The following is a 17,301-nucleotide window of genomic DNA, read 5'->3' as shown; positions in this document are numbered from 1 at the left end:
ATTACAAGCTGAAGACTTATGTATGTCACAAGTTATGCACCCATATATATCATTTATCATTCCAAGGAGGTTTTTACTCATGGCTAAAGTCGTCAACAGTGTAACAGATTTGATCGGAGGCACACCGCTCGTTCGTCTCAATCGTATTGTTCCTGAAGGATCAGCGGAAATTTATTTGAAGCTGGAATACCAAAACCCGGGCTCCAGCGTTAAAGACCGCATTGCCCTCAGTATTGTAGAAGAGGCTGAGAAGGAAGGTCTTCTGAAACCAGGCGGCACGATTGTAGAAGCAACCAGCGGCAATACAGGTATTGGCCTTGCGCTTGTAGCTGCAGCCAAAGGTTATAAGGCTATTATTGTTATGCCGGAAACGATGAGCCTTGAGCGCCGCAATCTGCTGCGTGCTTACGGCGCAGAGCTGGTGCTGACTCCAGGATCGGAAGGTATGAACGGTGCGGTTAAGAAAGCGGAGCAGATCTTAAGCGAGAACCCAAGCTTCTTCCTGGCTGAACAATTCAAGAACAAAGCCAACTTGAAAATCCACCTTGAAACAACCGGCCCGGAAATCGTGGAAGCCATTGAATCCATTGGTGGACCGCTGGATGCTTTCATCGCTGGTGTGGGTACAGGGGGAACTATCTCCGGGGCAGGTGAAGTGTTGAAGGGTCAATATCCTGATGTGAAGATTTATGCGGTAGAACCAGCTGCTTCGCCAATTCTGGCCGGCGGCAAACCGGGACCTCACAAAATTCAGGGGATTGGCGCAAATTTCATTCCTGAAATCCTCAACCAGGACATTTACGATGAGATCATTCACGTAGAGAACGATGAAGCATTTGAAACTGCCCGTCGCGTGGCTAAAGAGGAAGGCGTGTTGTCCGGTATTTCTTCCGGTGCAGCTGTATTCGCGGCTCTTAAAGTAGCTAAGGAACTGGGCGCAGGCAAAAAAGTAGTTGTGATCATCCCAAGTAACGGCGAACGCTACTTGAGCACACCGCTGTATAACTTCGAAGCATAATTGCTGACAAAGCAAATGACTAAGAGTCCTCGCATCCGCTAAGACAGGGATAACGAAGGCTCTTTTTTGTGCATGATGAAAGATATAATCTTTCCTGTGCTTCCACAGCAGATGAGGCTGGAGTCAGTTGAAACGGGTTTTTTCAGAAAATCCATGGTTCAGGCTTTTCAAAGCAGCACGAAGTACAGTATACTGACAGGCAATAAACTTTAGATTGCTTAATGCTAAGAAGCGCAGGCTTCACAAAACTTAAGCGAATGCTTACGAAGCAAGTTTTGTTACGAAGCAATTTCAAGAAGCGCAGGCTTCACAAAACTTTTAGGAGGATGGCTTTGGAAATCATAACGGCTTGGCAGGATTGGGAGCAGTGGGCACAAGAGGACTGGAGCCTCCTCCCTTTAATCATAAAATCAACGCAGGAAAAGGAGGGCTTGCCCTCTTCCTGGATGAAGGCCTGGCAGCTGGCCTCCCCCTATTCAGTGGTGCTGGAGAGCGGCAAAGGCGGACGATACACATACTTGGGGTTGCAGCCCGTTTCAGTACTAAGAGGAAAAGGCGGGGATGCCGAGGTGCTCAGCTTGTCCCCGGAGGCAGCGGGAACGAATGAACCTGTGCCGCAAGCTGTGGAGCTGCAGGGAGAGCCGCTGAAAGTGCTGCAAAACTGGATGAGCGGCTTCACCTCGCCCAAACTGCAGGTTGCCGGCCTGCCCCCGTTCCGTGGAGGCTGTGCGGGGTTCCTCAGCTATGATGTAGTCCGCTCTCTGGAGCAGCTCCCTGTGCTTGCCCAGGATGACCCCGGATTTCCGGACTATCTCTTCATGCGGCTGGAAGAGCTGTGGATCTATGATCATCTTGAGAACACGCTCTATTCCATCGTGCACGTGCCGGTTGCTGCGGCCAGCTCGTCTGAGCTGGGCGCTCTGAAGTCACTGTATCAAGACGCAACCGTCCGGGCGGAAGGCATGGTGGAACAGTGGCATGGGATCTGCTCTGCTCCCGGCCTGGAGGAAGACCGCGAAGAGGAAGGTGGAATTATCGCTGCTGTTGAATCAAGCACCGACCTGTCCGGTGAATGGCCAGGCATGACCTCTGCTTTCTCGCCCGGGCAATTCCAGCAGGCTGTGCTTGACGTTCAGGAATACATCCGCCAGGGGGATGTATTCCAGGTCAACCTGTCGCTGCGCCAGGAGGCGCAGCTGAATTCCTCGCCGGAGGATGTGTATGAATGGCTGCGCAAGCTCAACCCGTCCCCGTACATGGGGCTGCTGCGCTCGCCCGGCTTCGCGCTCTCCAGCGCTTCGCCGGAGCTGCTGGTCAAGCTGCACGGGGACAAGGTCAGCGCCCGCCCCATTGCCGGTACCCGGCGCAGGGGCCTGACTCCCGCGGAGGATGCCGCCATGGAGGCGGAGCTGCGCGGGAGCGAGAAGGAGATCGCCGAGCATATTATGCTTGTCGATCTGGAGAGAAACGACATCGGCCGGGTCGCGGCCTATGGATCGGTCAGCGTGCCGGAGCTGCTGACCGTGGAGCGATACTCGCATGTCATGCATCTCGTCTCGCAGGTCGAGGGCAGCATCGCCCCCGGCAAGGATGCTTATGATGTCATGGCCGCCTTGTTCCCCGGCGGTACCATTACCGGCGCTCCCAAGGTGCGGACAATGGAAATCATCGAGGAGCTGGAGCCGGTACGGCGTGGTCCATATACTGGATCACTGGGCTGGATTGACTATAACGGCAATATGGAATTAAATATTATTATAAGAACACTGGCAGTGAAGGACGGAGTCGGGTATATTCAGACGGGCGCGGGCATTGTGATTGATTCCGATCCGTACCGCGAATACCGGGAATGCCATAATAAAGCCAAAGCGGTCGTGAAGGCGGTTCTCTGCAGTGAGCATCAGCAGGAATTGCGGACGACCGGCGGCGCCGAAGGGGGAGCAATACAATGATCTTGGTCATCGATAATTATGATTCCTTTACGTACAATCTGGTGCAATACCTGGGTGAGCTGGGGGAAGAAGTGAAAGTATTCCGCAACGATGAAATCAGCATTCAGGAGATAGAGGCGCTGGCTCCGGACCATATTTTGATCTCTCCCGGACCTTGTACGCCGAACGAAGCCGGCATCAGTCTGGAAGTGCTGCAGCATTTCAAGGGGATCATACCGATCTTTGGAGTCTGTCTCGGACATCAGGCTATCGGACAGGCTTTTGGCGGCAATGTTATCCGTGCGGAGCGTCTGATGCATGGCAAAACATCGCCGATTCACCATCACGGCACATCCGTATTTGAAGGACTGGCATCTCCCTTTACCGCAACCCGCTATCATTCCCTGATTGTAGAGCGTGAGAGTCTGCCGGATTGCCTGGAGATTACAGCCGAGACTGCGGAAGGCGAGATTATGGCGCTGCGCCATAAAGAGTACCCGATTGAAGGCGTGCAGTTCCACCCTGAATCGATCATTACGGATCATGGGCACATCATGCTTCGTAACTTCCTGAAACGGAGAGCCGGGGAAACGGCATGAAATATATAGGGCTCAACAATAGCGTAGTTGAGGCTAAAGACGCCGTGGTCTCCACCTTGGATCACGGTTTTTTATACGGTATGGGCTTGTTTGAAACCTTTCGCACCTACAACGGCATCCCCTTCCTGCTGCGCCGTCATTTGGACAGACTGGCTGATGGCTGCAGGCAGCTAGGCATTCCGTTTGAACCGGATGAAGCGTCCTTGCAGGACTGGATCACACGGGTGATGGACAAAAACGAACTGAAGGATGCCTATATACGGTACACAGTTACAGCCGGGGAAGACATTCTTGGTCTTCCGGCTGGTGACTATAGCCGCCCGAATCATTTGCTCTATATCAAAGAATTGCCGCGCCATCCAGCCGCTCTCTACAGTGAAGGCAAAGGGCTGCAACTGCTGCAGCTGCGGCGTAATACCCCCGAAGGACCAGTGCGGCTGAAGTCACTCCACTATATGAATAATATACTGGCCAAGCGGGAGCTTGCCGGATATGCCTCTGCGGCTGGCGGCACGGAAGGGCTTATGCTGACTGCAGAAGGGAACATTGCTGAGGGAATTGTGAGCAATATTTTTTTCATCAGCAATAAGGTGCTGCACACGCCTGACCTGGCCACAGGCATCCTTCCGGGAATTACCCGGGAAATGGTCCTGAAGCTGGCTCCTGCCGCCGGACTCCGCGTGGAAGAGGGATTGTACCGCTGGGAACAGCTTCAGGCTGCCGATGAGGTGTTTCTCACCAATTCGGTGCAGGAGATTGTCCCGGTTACCACACTGTGGCACGGTGATGAGGCGCTGACTGTAGGCACAGGGCGCTGCGGGGCACACACGGCGCAATTGATTACTTTATACAGGGAAAGGACGGGAGAGCCGGTATGAGACCCGTAATCTATAAGCGGACCTACCGCTGGAACAACAGCGAGCTGATCCTTGGTGACCGAACGTTAATTATGGGCATTTTAAATGTAACCCCGGATTCCTTCTCCGATGGCGGACTATGGAATGAACCGGATCAAGCGGTAGAGCATGCGCTGCAAATGGCTGCTGAAGGTGCCGATATTATCGACATAGGCGGAGAGTCAACCCGTCCCGGCCATCAACCGGTAAGCCAGGAAGAGGAGCTGGCCCGTGTACTGCCTGTTATTGAGAGTATCCACCGCGCTGCACCTCAGTTGATATTATCCATAGATACCTATAAGGCGGAGGTGGCACGTCAGGCGATTGGGGCAGGAGCGCATATCATCAACGATATTTGGGGGTGCAAAGCCGATCCCGATATGGCGGCTGTGGCGGCTGAGGCGGACTGCCCGATTATTTTGATGCACAACCGCCACGACCGGAATTATCAGAATTTGGCCACGGATATGGCGGCTGACCTCAATGGCAGCATCAACCTGGCGCTCGAAGCCGGGGTGAAGCCGCATAATATCATCCTTGATCCAGGCATTGGCTTTGCCAAGGATTATGCGGAGAATTTGCAGGCGATGATGGTACTGGATGAACTGGCGATGCTGGGTTATCCCATGCTGCTTGCCACTTCCCGCAAAAAATTCATCCGTACCGTGCTGGACCTCCCGTCTGATGATGTGATGGAGGGAACCGCCGCTACCGTTGCATTCGGCATTGTTCAAGGCTGCCAGATTGTGCGGGTGCATGATGTGGCCACGATGAAACGTACCGTACTTATGTGTGATGCGATGCTCTATGCCGCCTCTCCGCGGGTGCATGAATAGATGGCTATTGCTGAACGAACTATTTTGTATTAGAAAGCAGGTATCAGGATGGATAAAATGAAGCTGCACCGCATGGAGTATTATGGATATCATGGTGTGTTTGAAGAGGAACGCAAGCTTGGACAACGTTACTATATTGACCTTGAGCTGGAGCTTGATCTGCGGGGGGCTGGCCTTCAGGATGATCTGGACCAAACTGTAAATTACGCCGAAGTGCATGTGCTCGTCAAAAAAATTGTCGAAACAAAGTCCTTTAAGCTGATTGAAGCTTTGGCGGAACATATTGCATCCTCAGTACTGGACACTTATACTATTATCAATGCAGTAACGGTCAAAGTAACCAAGCCGCATCCGCCGTTCGACATTCATTTTCAGGGAGTGACTGTAGAACTGCATAGAACGAGAAAGTGAGACAGGGCCCATGACTATACACTCCACCTCTGAGGTATCAGAGGCTTATATTGCTTTAGGGGCCAATTTGGGTGACCGCGAAGGCACCTTGAAGGAAGCTTTGAACAGGCTGGATCATTATGACGGGATCGAAGTTGTACGCTGCTCCAATGTATATGAGACAGAGCCTGTCGGCTATCTCGACCAGCCGCAGTTTTTGAACATGGCAGCCGCCCTCCGCACCACGCTTGCGCCGGAGAACTTGCTTCATGTGATGCTCGACATTGAAGCACAGCTAGGCCGGGTTCGTGATATCCGTTATGGCCCGAGAACAGTGGATCTTGATTTATTGTGGGTAGAAGGACAGAGCTATGATACGGCAGATTTAACGCTTCCGCATCCCCGGATGCTGGAACGGGCGTTTGTGCTGGTTCCGCTCAGTGACATCGTACTGCCGGATGAGGATTCTTCCGGACTCCGGGGGATCATTACAGCAGCGCTGCAGGATATAGACGGAAAGGAAGGAATGCGCTTGTGGACATCAAACGTATGGGAACGCGGGTCAGAGCATTCCGAAAGCTGAAAGGATACACCCAGCAAGAGTTGGCGGATTCTGTCGGAATTTCACTGGCTGTGCTAGGCGCAGTCGAGAGGGGAAACCGGCATTTGGAAGATAAAATTTTAAATAAAATTGCGGATGTTCTTGAGGTTTCAGTCGAGGAGCTGGCCAATCCCTCTACTTAGGAAGACGTCCATTCATTAAAAATAAAATTAAAGGAAGTGAAGAAATGTGCTGAAAATTGGCGGCATTGAGATGAAGAACCAGGTCGTTCTGGCCCCTATGGCCGGTGTATGTAATCCGGCGTTCCGCCTGATTGCAAAAGAATTCGGCACCGGCTTGGTATGTGCGGAAATGGTCAGTGACAAAGCTATTCTGCACGGCAATTCGCGTACACGTGAGATGCTGTTCGTGGATGAACGGGAGAAGCCGCTTAGCCTGCAGATTTTTGGCGGAGACCGTAAGTCGCTCGTTGAGGCGGCCAAAGTTGTGGATAAGGAGACCAATGCCGATATTATCGACATTAATATGGGGTGTCCCGTACCGAAAGTAACAAAATGTGATGCCGGGGCCCGCTGGCTGCTGAATCCGGACAAAATCTACGAGATGGTCTCGGCGGTTGTAGAAGCCGTTGACAAGCCGGTTACCGTAAAAATGCGGATCGGCTGGGACAGCGAGCATATCTTTGTAGAAGAGAATGCCCGCGCAGTGGAACGTGCCGGAGGCCAGGCTGTCAGTGTGCATGGACGTACCCGTGAGCAGCTCTACACCGGCCATGCCGACTGGAAGTATATTAAAATGGCTAAAGAGGCTGTTTCGATTCCTGTCATCGGCAACGGCGACGTTAACACACCTGAGGATGCCCGGGCGATGCTGGATCAGACCGGCTGCGACGGGGTTATGATTGGACGCGGCGCGCTGGGCAATCCATGGATGCTTTACCGGACCATTCAATATTTGAGCACAGGTGAGCTGACGCCTGAACCCGGAGCGGAAGAGAAGATTAAAGTAGCGATTCTTCATATGGACCGTTTGGTTGCCCTTAAAGGCGAGGCGGTAGCGGTTCGTGAAATGCGTAAGCATCTAGCCTGGTATTTGAAAGGTCTTAAGGCTGCTGCCCGCGTAAAGGATGTCATCATGGAAGAAACCAAACGCGATGAAATGGTGCGGATCTTGAATGATTTTGTCGTACAGCTTAAAGATGAAGAAGAACAAGAGGACCGTAATCCGTCTCTCTCGGCAGTTTGATCACCGTCTCCACTGGCTTTAAGAGATAACACCGGAACATTATATGGGGCGTCATTGACATTTTGTAGCGGTTCCAATATAATTTCACAGTATAAAATCGCCGTTACAGCAAGGGCAATGCAGCATGGAGGGTTCTTATCCCTCTGGATTCGCATATAGTATGGTGTTTTCAATAAATGTATACGACAGGAGAATCGGTTGAGATGAGCGATAAAGAAGTCATCCTTACGCCGGACGGACTTAAGCGTCTGGAAGAAGAACTGGAGACCCTCAAATCCGTGAAACGCCGCGAAGTGGCCGAACGGATTAAAGTGGCGATTGGCTACGGAGATATCAGCGAGAACTCCGAATATGAGGACGCGAAGAATGAACAGGCCTTTATCGAAGGGCGTATTATCACTTTGGAAAAAATGCTCCGCAACGCGCGCATCATCAATAGCGATGAGATCGTTACCGATGTGGTAAGTATCGGGGTTACTGTAAGCGTTGAAGATATGGAATATGGCGATGTGATGGAATACACAATCGTTGGTACAGCCGAATCCGATCCGCTTAACAATAAAATCTCCAATGAAAGCCCGGTAGGCAGAGCTATTATCGGTAAGAAAATCGGCACTGTTGTAGATGTTAGTGTACCTGCAGGAGTCATTCAATATAAAATTCTTGATATCCGAATGAAGTAATCTACAGGCGCTTTGCGCCTGTGAATAGACATGCTGCCCTCGCACAGAGAACTGCACTGCACTGGCAGAAGAAGGAACAGGGCCCGGAAAGCTTCCTTAGGGAAGCTTTTTTCTAAATAAAGAAGAGATACCGCCCGAAAAATATGGCTGAACACATATAGCTTATATTTTGTACTGGAACGGACTGCCCTCAATTATGAGGGTGGAGCCGTTTCTTCTTGTGTATATGACATGAGGCATTAGAGAGGATGAGGAACATGACTGAGGAAATGAATACCGTGGAAACCACGGAAAAAGAGCTTAGTGAGCTGTTGCAGATTCGCCGTGCTAAATTGGACGAGCTGCGGGCACTGGGAATTGACCCGTTTGGCAAAAAATATGACCGCACAGCAGGTGCCGGGGACCTTCTGGCTAAGTATGACGGACAAACAAAAGAGGAATTGGACGAGCTGGCTCTGGAAGTCAGCATTGCCGGTCGGATTATGGCTAAACGTGTCATGGGTAAGGCAAGTTTTGCCCACATCCAGGATCTTAGCGGAAAAATCCAAATTTATGTGCGCCAGGACAGCATCCCTGAGGCACAATACGCAGCCTTTAATGTTCTCGATTTGGGCGATATTATCGGAGTGCGCGGTATCGTGTTCAAAACCAAGACTGGCGAAACCTCTATTAAAGTGTCCAATCTTGAGGTTTTGTCCAAATCTCTGCTGCCGCTGCCTGAGAAGTACCATGGCCTGAAGGATGTTGAGCTGCGCTACCGCCAGCGTTATGTAGATCTGATCATTAACCCTGAAGTACAGCAGACCTTTATTGCCCGTTCACGGATCATCCAGTCGATGCGCCGTTACCTGGATTCCCTTGGCTACCTTGAGGTTGAAACCCCAACACTTCATGCGATTGCCGGCGGAGCCGCTGCACGTCCGTTCATCACATACCACAATACGCTGGATATGCAGCTGTATATGCGGATTGCGATTGAACTGCATCTGAAACGTCTGATTGTCGGCGGACTGGAAAAAGTTTATGAAATCGGCCGTGTATACCGCAATGAGGGCATTTCGACGCGTCATAATCCGGAGTTCACCATGATCGAGCTGTATGAGGCTTATGCCGACTACAAGGACATTATGCATTTGACCGAGAGCATGATCGCCCATATCGCCCAGGAGGTTCTTGGCAGCCAGAAGATCAACTATCAAGGCCAGGAAGTAGACCTCTCGCCAGGATGGCGCCGTGTGACCATGGTTGATGCCGTCAAAGAAGTGACGGGTGTCGACTTTGGCGTTCAGATGACGGATGAAGAAGCACAGCGTTTGGCCAAGGAGCACCGTGTACCGGTTGAAAAGCATATGACCTTCGGCCATATCCTGAATGCCTTCTTTGAGCAGTTTGTTGAGGAAACATTGATTCAGCCTACATTTGTAATGGGTCATCCGGTTGAAATCTCGCCGCTGGCCAAAAAGAACGATCAAGACCCGCGGTTTACCGACCGCTTTGAGCTGTTTATCGTCGCACGCGAGCACGCGAATGCCTTTAGTGAGCTGAACGACCCGATTGACCAGCGTCAGCGCTTTGAAGCGCAGATTCAGGAGAAGGAGCAGGGCAATGATGAAGCCCATGAGATGGACGATGACTTCATCCGTGCTCTGGAATATGGTATGCCTCCTACAGGCGGACTGGGAATCGGTGTAGACCGTCTGATCATGCTGCTGACCAATGCTGCCTCAATTCGTGATGTTCTGCTGTTCCCGCATATGCGCAACAAGACTGAATAATTTCAATTGTTCTATTTCACAGAGCCAAGGGGCGCTGTATTGTACAGCAGTTCCTTGGGCACTGTGGGTTTAGAATGATGGCTTAGAAGTGGTGTAATGGATTACGGGGTATGCGGGAAGCGGTGTATCCAACCTAATTTAAAATAATGCTTGCAATACAGAACCATACATGATATATTCTATTTCTGGCCGCGAAACATCAACGCCGGGCTCGAAAAAGAAGTTAAAAAAAGAGCTTGCATTGATCGGTTGGATGTGATATATTATAAGAGTTGCTGGTGACGAGATAATCGACACTGACAACGAGCTTGATCTTTGAAAACTGAACAACGAGTGAGTGGGAAATCACGCAAGTGAGATCCAAAACTGATGAGTTTCACAGCGTATTTATACGCTTTAGAAATTTCATCGTGAGAATGAAAATTCTCGTCAGATGTTTCAAAATGAGCAATCGCTCTTTCTAAATACCAATTTGGAGAGTTTGATCCTGGCTCAGGACGAACGCTGGCGGCGTGCCTAATACATGCAAGTCGAGCGGAGTTATGAAGGAGCTTGCTCTGGATTAACTTAGCGGCGGACGGGTGAGTAACACGTAGGCAACCTACCTCTTTGACTGGGATAACTACCGGAAACGGTAGCTAATACCGGATAATTCCTTTGTTCACATGGACGAAGGATGAAAGGCGGAGCAATCTGCTACAAGGAGATGGGCCTGCGGCGCATTAGCTAGTTGGTGGGGTAACGGCCCACCAAGGCGACGATGCGTAGCCGACCTGAGAGGGTGAACGGCCACACTGGGACTGAGACACGGCCCAGACTCCTACGGGAGGCAGCAGTAGGGAATCTTCCGCAATGGGCGAAAGCCTGACGGAGCAACGCCGCGTGAGTGATGAAGGTTTTCGGATCGTAAAGCTCTGTTGCCAGGGAAGAACGTCCGGTAGAGTAACTGCTACCGGAGTGACGGTACCTGAGAAGAAAGCCCCGGCTAACTACGTGCCAGCAGCCGCGGTAATACGTAGGGGGCAAGCGTTGTCCGGAATTATTGGGCGTAAAGCGCGCGCAGGCGGCTATTTAAGTCTGGTGTTTAAACCTTGGGCTCAACCTGAGGTCGCACTGGAAACTGGGTGGCTTGAGTACAGAAGAGGAAAGTGGAATTCCACGTGTAGCGGTGAAATGCGTAGATATGTGGAGGAACACCAGTGGCGAAGGCGACTTTCTGGGCTGTAACTGACGCTGAGGCGCGAAAGCGTGGGGAGCAAACAGGATTAGATACCCTGGTAGTCCACGCCGTAAACGATGAGTGCTAGGTGTTAGGGGTTTCGATACCCTTGGTGCCGAAGTTAACACAGTAAGCACTCCGCCTGGGGAGTACGGTCGCAAGACTGAAACTCAAAGGAATTGACGGGGACCCGCACAAGCAGTGGAGTATGTGGTTTAATTCGAAGCAACGCGAAGAACCTTACCAGGTCTTGACATCCCTCTGAATCCATTAGAGATAGTGGCGGCCTTCGGGACAGAGGAGACAGGTGGTGCATGGTTGTCGTCAGCTCGTGTCGTGAGATGTTGGGTTAAGTCCCGCAACGAGCGCAACCCTTGACTTTAGTTGCCAGCAGGTAGTGCTGGGCACTCTAGAGTGACTGCCGGTGACAAACCGGAGGAAGGTGGGGATGACGTCAAATCATCATGCCCCTTATGACCTGGGCTACACACGTACTACAATGGCCGGTACAACGGGAAGCGAAGCCGCGAGGTGGAGCCAATCCCAGCAAAGCCGGTCTCAGTTCGGATTGCAGGCTGCAACTCGCCTGCATGAAGTCGGAATTGCTAGTAATCGCGGATCAGCATGCCGCGGTGAATACGTTCCCGGGTCTTGTACACACCGCCCGTCACACCACGAGAGTTTACAACACCCGAAGTCGGTGGGGTAACCCGCAAGGGAGCCAGCCGCCGAAGGTGGGGTAGATGATTGGGGTGAAGTCGTAACAAGGTAGCCGTATCGGAAGGTGCGGCTGGATCACCTCCTTTCTATGGAGAATCGTCACCTGCAACGGTGACATTCAAATCGGAAATATTACTTCCAAAACTCAGGTTTAGGCCTGTTACTCACTCGTTGGTCAGTTTTGAGAGTTTAAGCTCTCAGTAACACCTTGATCCTTGAAAACTGGATACCGAAACGAATTTGCGTTTTAGAACATTCCTTTAAGCTGAACTTGTGTAAACAAGTTCATATTATAGCGATGCTAGCGATTTTCCTTCTGGAAAAACGCATTGGTTAAGCTAATAAGAGCACACGGAGGATGCCTAGGCGCCAGGAGCCGACGAAGGACGTGGCGAACAACGAAACTGCCTCGGGGAGCTGTAAGCAAGCTTTGATCCGGGGGTGTCCGAATGGGGAAACCCAGCTGTGGTAATTCGCAGTTACTTCTCTCTGAATACATAGGGGAGATAGAGGCAGACCAGGGGAACTGAAACATCTAAGTACCCTGAGGAAGAGAAAACAATAGTGATTCCGTCAGTAGCGGCGAGCGAACGCGGAACAGCCTAAACCAAGGGGCTTGCCCCTTGGGGTTGTGGGACGTCTCACATGGAGTTACAAAGGAATATGGTAGGCGAAGAGGTCTGGAAAGGCCCGCGATAGAGGTAAAAGCCCTGTAGCCTAAACTGTGTTCTCTCCGAGACGGATCCCGAGTAGTGCGGGGCACGTGAAACCCCGTATGAATCCAGCAGGACCATCTGCTAAGGCTAAATACTACCTGGCGACCGATAGTGAAACAGTACCGTGAGGGAAAGGTGAAAAGCACCCCGGAAGGGGAGTGAAATAGAACCTGAAACCGTGTGCTTACAAAAAGTCAGAGCCCGATCTATGGGTGATGGCGTGCCTTTTGTAGAATGAACCGGCGAGTTACGTTTAACATGCAAGGTTAAGGTGAGAAGCCGGAGCCGCAGCGAAAGCGAGTCTGAATAGGGCGACTGAGTATGTGGACGTAGACCCGAAACCGTGTGATCTACCCCTGTCCAGGGTGAAGGTGCGGTAACACGCACTGGAGGCCCGAACCCACGTATGTTGAAAAATGCGGGGATGAGGTGGGGGTAGCGGAGAAATTCCAATCGAACTCGGAGATAGCTGGTTCTCCCCGAAATAGCTTTAGGGCTAGCCTCGGTGAATGGAGTGGTGGAGGTAGAGCACTGATTGGGTGCGGGGCCCGCAAGGGTTACCAAGCTCAGTCAAACTCCGAATGCCATTAACTTCTTGCCGGGAGTCAGACAGTGAGTGCTAAGATCCATTGTCAAAAGGGAAACAGCCCAGACCATCAGCTAAGGTCCCCAAGTGTGTGTTAAGTGGGAAAGGATGTGGAGTTGCACAGACAACCAGGATGTTGGCTTAGAAGCAGCCACCATTGAAAGAGTGCGTAATAGCTCACTGGTCGAGTGACTCTGCGCCGAAAATGTAACGGGGCTAAACACACCACCGAAGCTATGGCTAGATGCTTTGCATCTGGGGTAGGGGAGCGTTGTATGCAGGTTGAAGGTGTACCGTAAGGAGCGCTGGACAGCATACAAGTGAGAATGCCGGTATGAGTAACGAAAAGATCAGTGAGAATCTGATCCGCCGAAAGCCCAAGGTTTCCTGAGGAAGGCTCGTCCGCTCAGGGTAAGTCGGGACCTAAGGCGAGGCCGAAAGGCGTAGTCGAAGGACAACAGTTTGAAATTACTGTACCACCGTAATCCGCTATGAGCGATGGGGTGACGCAGGAGGGTAGTGACGCGGACTGATGGATGTCCGTCTAAGCAGTGAGGCTGGTGTGTAGGCAAATCCGCACACCATTAAGGCTGGGCTGTGATGGGGAGCGAAAATTATAGTAGCGAAGGTCATGATCTCACACTGCCAAGAAAAGCCTCTAGCCAGGAGAAGGTGCCCGTACCGCAAACCGACACAGGTAGGCGAGAAGAGAATTCTAAGGCGCGCGGAAGAACTCTCGTTAAGGAACTCGGCAAAATGACCCCGTAACTTCGGGAGAAGGGGTGCCTCGGTAGGGTGAATAGCCCGAGGGGGCCGCAGTGAAAAGGCCCAAGCGACTGTTTAGCAAAAACACAGGTCTGTGCGAAGCCGCAAGGCGAAGTATACGGGCTGACGCCTGCCCGGTGCTGGAAGGTTAAGGGGAGCGGTTAGGAGCAATCCGAAGCTGTGAACCGAAGCCCCAGTAAACGGCGGCCGTAACTATAACGGTCCTAAGGTAGCGAAATTCCTTGTCAGGTAAATTCTGACCCGCACGAATGGCGTAACGACTTGGGCGCTGTCTCAACGAGAGATCCGGTGAAATTTTAATACCTGTGAAGATGCAGGTTACCCGCGACAAGACGGAAAGACCCCATGGAGCTTTACTGCAGCTTGATATTGAATTTGGGTACGATCTGTACAGGATAGGTGGGAGCCGTAGAGGCAGGAGCGCAAGCTTCTGCGGAGGCGCCGTTGGGATACCACCCTGATCGTATCTAGGTTCTAACCTAGTGCCCTAATCGGGTACGGGGACCGTGTCAGGCGGGCAGTTTGACTGGGGCGGTCGCCTCCTAAAGAGTAACGGAGGCGTTCAAAGGTTCCCTCAGAATGGTTGGAAATCATTCGAAGAGTGCAAAGGCATAAGGGAGCTTGACTGCGAGACCAACAAGTCGAGCAGGGACGAAAGTCGGACTTAGTGATCCGGTGGTACCGCATGGAAGGGCCATCGCTCAACGGATAAAAGCTACCCTGGGGATAACAGGCTTATCTCCCCCAAGAGTCCACATCGACGGGGAGGTTTGGCACCTCGATGTCGGCTCATCGCATCCTGGGGCTGAAGTAGGTCCCAAGGGTTGGGCTGTTCGCCCATTAAAGCGGTACGCGAGCTGGGTTCAGAACGTCGTGAGACAGTTCGGTCCCTATCTGTCGTGGGCGCAGGAAATTTGAGAGGAGCTGTCCTTAGTACGAGAGGACCGGGATGGACGTACCGCTGGTGCATCAGTTGTTCCGCCAGGAGCATGGCTGAGTAGCTACGTACGGACGGGATAAGCGCTGAAAGCATCTAAGCGTGAAGCCCCCCTCAAGATGAGATTTCCCAATTAGTAAGACCCCTTGAAGACGACGAGGTAGATAGGTTGGAGGTGGAAGTGCAGCAATGCATGGAGCTGACCAATACTAATCGGTCGAGGGCTTATCCAACAAGTAAGACGCAGATTCGTTTCGGATTCAGTTTTCAGGAATTAAGGTTCCTGAAGCATTTACGCTGTAAATGCCCGTTTGGTGGCGATAGCGGAGGGGTCCCACGCGTACCCATCCCGAACACGACCGTTAAGCCCTCCAGCGCCGATGGTACTTGGACCGAAGGGTCCTGGGAGAGTAGGACGCCGCCAAGCACATAAAGCCATTGTTGAGTTTCTCAACAGTGGCTTTTTTGTTGGGTTAAAGTGCAAATGGTGGTAGTTAAAGCAATATATAGGCTAATCCAGCACCCTGAAACTACGTATGTAAATTTACAATAAATGGAATCCCGCGGTGATAATGTCCACTGCATACGGACTTTCGTCCAAGAATTCGCTTACCCGGTGACCGTTTTCCGATTCCCTCCTCCGATGATGTAATATTCTTGACAGGCCAAAAACCCTTTGCTAAGATGGCAATAATATATTTTTGGACAAGCATCTCAAACGTTAATTGAAGATACGGATATGTATAACTTCGCTGTTTAGTTCGGTGTCTATCGGATATGGACTTCAAACCGGAGTTTCTTCATTTATAAAGTTTGTGGGCGGTTAGAATAAAGATAATCGAGGAGGAATGACCCAGGTGTGGGAAGATAAGTTTGGTAAAGAAGGTTTGACGTTTGACGATGTGCTGTTGGTGCCGCGCAAATCCGAGGTACTGCCGAAGGAAGTGGATCTGGCCACGGTACTGAGCAAAAATGTGAAGCTGAATATCCCTCTGATGAGTGCAGGCATGGATACAGTCACAGAAGCAGCTATGGCGATTGCAATTGCCCGTGAGGGAGGCATTGGCATTATTCATAAGAATATGTCAGTGGAGCAGCAGGCTGAAGAAGTAGACCGCGTAAAGCGCTCCGAGAGCGGTGTTATTACTAATCCCTTTTCTCTAACGCCAGAACACTGGGTTTCCGACGCTGAAGTCCTGATGGGGAAATACCGTATTTCCGGAGTACCTATCGTTGATGAAAGTAACAAGCTGGTTGGGATTCTGACCAATAGAGATTTGCGTTTCATACATGATTTTAATATTCAAATTAAAGAAGTGATGACTCATGAGAATCTGGTCACTGCTGCGGTTGGCACTACTCTCCAGGAAGCAGAAGGTATCCTTCAACGCCATAAGATCGAGAAACTGCCGCTTGTAGATGAGAACAACATTCTTAAAGGTCTGATCACGATTAAAGATATAGAAAAAGCAATTCAATTCCCGAACGGAGCAAAAGATGCTCACGGCCGTCTGCTGGTGGGTGCGGCAATTGGTATTTCCAAAGATACTTTTGAACGTACAGAGGCGTTGGTGAAAGCCGGTGTGGATCTGATTACGGTAGATTCCGCACACGGGCATCATATTAATATTATTGATGCTGTCCGCAAATTGCGTGAACTGTACCCGGATCTTACGATTGTTGCCGGTAACGTGGCAACCGGAGACGCAACCCGTGAATTGATTGAAGCTGGCGCTTCTGTAGTCAAAGTGGGTATTGGACCGGGATCAATTTGTACCACACGCGTAATTGCCGGTATCGGTGTTCCGCAAATTACGGCCATTTACGACTGTGCAACGGTTGCCCGTGAGTACGGCATTCCGATTATTGCTGATGGGGGTATCAAATATTCCGGTGAGGTTACCAAAGCGATTGCTGCGGGGGCATCTGCCGTTATGATGGGAAGCCTGTTCGCCGGAACAGAAGAGAGCCCGGGCGAATCTGAGATTTATCAAGGACGTAAATTCAAGGTATACCGCGGCATGGGCAGTATGAGCGCCATGAAGCAGGGCAGTAAAGACCGATACTTCCAGGATGATGACAAGAAGCTTGTTCCAGAAGGTATTGAAGGTAGAGTCGCTTTCAAAGGTTCGCTCTCTGATACGGTTCATCAGCTGATCGGCGGGCTTCGTTCTGGCATGGGGTATTGTGGAACGAAGACACTGGAGGAACTGCGCAATGATACATCTTTCATCCGGATTACAGGAGCCGGATTGCGCGAAAGTCACCCTCATGATGTACAAATCACCAAGGAAGCTCCCAACTATTCCCTATAATTAGGCGGTTTCGATAAATTACGGACAGACAGGACTAAATTCGTCCTGTCTGTCTTTTTTTGCAGGTACCCCTGTGTTAGAATAGAA

General features: G+C 51.2%; 12 protein-coding genes and 3 rRNA genes. All 15 read left to right on the top strand.

Translation table 11 applies throughout. The features are described from left to right. The first annotated feature begins 79 nt into the window (after nucleotides 1–79). The 15 genes from cysK (at nucleotide 80) to guaB (ending at nucleotide 17,214) form a co-directional block, all read left to right on the top strand. Complete coding sequence (gene cysK, locus NYE29_RS09705; protein WP_038584437.1) at nucleotides 80–1,018, top strand: cysteine synthase A; 939 nt, start codon at nucleotides 80–82, stop codon at nucleotides 1,016–1,018. 332 nt (nucleotides 1,019–1,350) lie between these two features. Continuing rightward, entirely contained in the window at nucleotides 1,351–2,970 is a 1,620-nt protein-coding gene (locus tag NYE29_RS09700; protein WP_340895664.1) for an anthranilate synthase component I family protein, read from the top strand. Further along, complete coding sequence (gene pabA / locus NYE29_RS09695) at nucleotides 2,967–3,548, top strand: aminodeoxychorismate/anthranilate synthase component II (protein WP_340895662.1); 582 nt, start codon at nucleotides 2,967–2,969, stop codon at nucleotides 3,546–3,548. The genes NYE29_RS09700 and pabA overlap by 4 nt, the downstream gene beginning before the upstream one ends. After that, nucleotides 3,545–4,426: an aminotransferase class IV gene (locus NYE29_RS09690; protein ID WP_340895659.1), complete on the top strand. Its 882-nt coding sequence runs from the start codon at nucleotides 3,545–3,547 to the stop codon at nucleotides 4,424–4,426. Before pabA ends, NYE29_RS09690 begins: the two co-directional genes overlap by 4 nt. After that, nucleotides 4,423–5,280, top strand: coding sequence for a dihydropteroate synthase (gene folP / locus NYE29_RS09685; protein ID WP_340895657.1), 858 nt, complete (start codon nucleotides 4,423–4,425; stop codon nucleotides 5,278–5,280). The genes NYE29_RS09690 and folP overlap by 4 nt, the downstream gene beginning before the upstream one ends. Before the next feature lie 48 nt (nucleotides 5,281–5,328). Next, on the top strand, nucleotides 5,329–5,691 hold the full coding sequence (gene folB / locus NYE29_RS09680; protein WP_340895655.1) for a dihydroneopterin aldolase: 363 nt from the start codon (nucleotides 5,329–5,331) through the stop codon (nucleotides 5,689–5,691). Nucleotides 5,692–5,701: 10 nt separating this feature from the next. Continuing rightward, the gene (gene folK, locus NYE29_RS09675; RefSeq protein WP_076113652.1) at nucleotides 5,702–6,253 is read left to right on the top strand and encodes a 2-amino-4-hydroxy-6-hydroxymethyldihydropteridine diphosphokinase; all 552 of its coding nucleotides are present in this window, start codon (nucleotides 5,702–5,704) and stop codon (nucleotides 6,251–6,253) included. Further along, nucleotides 6,205–6,414 (top strand): helix-turn-helix domain-containing protein, encoded by a 210-nt coding sequence (locus tag NYE29_RS09670; RefSeq protein ID WP_038584458.1) that lies wholly within the window; start codon nucleotides 6,205–6,207, stop codon nucleotides 6,412–6,414. The genes folK and NYE29_RS09670 overlap by 49 nt, the downstream gene beginning before the upstream one ends. A gap of 46 nt (nucleotides 6,415–6,460) precedes the next feature. After that, a complete protein-coding gene (dusB, locus tag NYE29_RS09665; RefSeq protein WP_038584461.1) occupies nucleotides 6,461–7,477 on the top strand; it encodes a tRNA dihydrouridine synthase DusB in 1,017 nt (338 codons plus the stop codon). A 203-nt stretch (nucleotides 7,478–7,680) separates the two neighbouring features. Continuing rightward, nucleotides 7,681–8,160 carry a transcription elongation factor GreA gene (gene greA, locus NYE29_RS09660; protein ID WP_038584463.1) on the top strand — a complete coding sequence of 160 codons (480 nt, stop codon included), beginning with the start codon at nucleotides 7,681–7,683 and terminating at the stop codon, nucleotides 8,158–8,160. A gap of 257 nt (nucleotides 8,161–8,417) precedes the next feature. Further along, entirely contained in the window at nucleotides 8,418–9,935 is a 1,518-nt protein-coding gene (lysS, locus tag NYE29_RS09655; RefSeq protein ID WP_156130789.1) for a lysine--tRNA ligase, read from the top strand. Nucleotides 9,936–10,404: 469 nt separating this feature from the next. Beyond that, nucleotides 10,405–11,960: ribosomal RNA gene (locus NYE29_RS09650) — 16S ribosomal RNA — on the top strand. Between the two features lie 245 nt (nucleotides 11,961–12,205). Further along, a 23S ribosomal RNA gene (locus NYE29_RS09645) occupies nucleotides 12,206–15,132 on the top strand. Between the two features lie 77 nt (nucleotides 15,133–15,209). After that, nucleotides 15,210–15,326, top strand: a 5S ribosomal RNA gene (rrf, locus tag NYE29_RS09640). Together the 16S, 23S and 5S rRNA genes form the textbook arrangement of a ribosomal RNA operon. 430 nt (nucleotides 15,327–15,756) lie before the next feature. Continuing rightward, complete coding sequence (gene guaB, locus NYE29_RS09635) at nucleotides 15,757–17,214, top strand: IMP dehydrogenase (protein WP_038584466.1); 1,458 nt, start codon at nucleotides 15,757–15,759, stop codon at nucleotides 17,212–17,214. Nucleotides 17,215–17,301: the final 87 nt, after the last annotated feature.

The organism is Paenibacillus sp. FSL M7-1046, from assembly GCF_038007405.1.
In the GTDB taxonomy this organism is placed as follows: domain Bacteria; phylum Bacillota; class Bacilli; order Paenibacillales; family Paenibacillaceae; genus Paenibacillus_AQ.
Note: the sequence above shows the minus strand (reverse complement) of the source record. Positions and strands in the feature narration are given on the sequence as shown.

What these genes read in the sequence shown, in the direction of transcription:
- cysK (WP_038584437.1), top strand. Translation starts at nt 80, where the DNA reads ATGGCTAAAGTCGTCAACAGTGTAACAGATTTGATCGGAGGCACACCG.
- pabA (WP_340895662.1), top strand. Translation starts at nt 2,967, where the DNA reads ATGATCTTGGTCATCGATAATTATGATTCCTTTACGTACAATCTGGTG.
- NYE29_RS09690 (WP_340895659.1), top strand. Translation starts at nt 3,545, where the DNA reads ATGAAATATATAGGGCTCAACAATAGCGTAGTTGAGGCTAAAGACGCC.
- folP (WP_340895657.1), top strand. Translation starts at nt 4,423, where the DNA reads ATGAGACCCGTAATCTATAAGCGGACCTACCGCTGGAACAACAGCGAG.
- folB (WP_340895655.1), top strand. Translation starts at nt 5,329, where the DNA reads ATGGATAAAATGAAGCTGCACCGCATGGAGTATTATGGATATCATGGT.
- folK (WP_076113652.1), top strand. Translation starts at nt 5,702, where the DNA reads ATGACTATACACTCCACCTCTGAGGTATCAGAGGCTTATATTGCTTTA.
- greA (WP_038584463.1), top strand. Translation starts at nt 7,681, where the DNA reads ATGAGCGATAAAGAAGTCATCCTTACGCCGGACGGACTTAAGCGTCTG.
- lysS (WP_156130789.1), top strand. Translation starts at nt 8,418, where the DNA reads ATGACTGAGGAAATGAATACCGTGGAAACCACGGAAAAAGAGCTTAGT.